This is a genomic window from Paenibacillus cookii, assembly GCF_018333375.1.
Lineage (GTDB): Bacteria > Bacillota > Bacilli > Paenibacillales > Paenibacillaceae > Paenibacillus_AQ > Paenibacillus_AQ cookii.
In genome coordinates this window covers 1-723 of the sequence record NZ_BORW01000097.1, presented here as the reverse complement: position 1 = coordinate 723, position 723 = coordinate 1, and the positions used below count along the sequence as shown (strand labels likewise).

At 51.9% G+C, this 723-nt stretch carries 1 protein-coding gene; it reads right to left on the bottom strand.

Features of this window, described 5'->3' with window-relative positions; genetic code table 11:
• A partial coding sequence (locus KI367_RS26745; RefSeq protein ID WP_212953324.1) for an IS3 family transposase occupies window positions 1-723 on the bottom strand: 723 nt, incomplete at both ends.

Here is a 723-nt window from a genome sequence, read left to right as displayed (position 1 = left end):
ATTGAAAAGGTGTAAGATACCCGATAGCGGAATGTACGCGTTTCCGGTTGTAGAAAAACTCGATGTATTCAAAAATCCGACTTTGGGCTTCCTTGCGGGTTCTGAACTTCTCCAGATAGACGAGTTCCTTTTTGAGCACGCTGTGGAACGATTCGATGCAGGCATTGTCATAGCAGTTGCCCTTGCGGCTCATGCTGCATTTCATCCCGTATTTCAAGAGCCGTTTTTGGTACTCATGAGATGCGTATTGGCTGCCGCGATCGGAATGATGCAGGACTTCGCCTTTCGGCCGTTGACGGTTGTAAGCCTGATCCAGAGCTTGCAGGACCAATTCCTTGGTCATTCGCTCATCGGCGTGCCAGCCTACGATTTTGCGCGTGTACAAGTCCATCACGCTCGCGACATAGAGCCATCCCTCGTCTGTCGGAACGTAAGTGATGTCCGCCATCCAGACTTGATTGGGAGCTTGTGCCCTGAACTGCTGGTTCAGCACATTGTCATGCACTGGCAGATTGTGGTTCGAGTTCGTCGTCGCCTTGTATTTCTTGACGGTGCGCGACTTAAGCCCCAGTTCCTTCATGATGCGGGCGACCGTTTTTTCGGATACCCGAACACCTTGCTGGCGCAAGACTTGAGCGATCTTCGGGCTGCCGTACAGGCGACGCGAGTCCACAAAGATACGGCTAATCTGTTGTTCCAGTTCTCGGCGACGTTTCTTTTGCT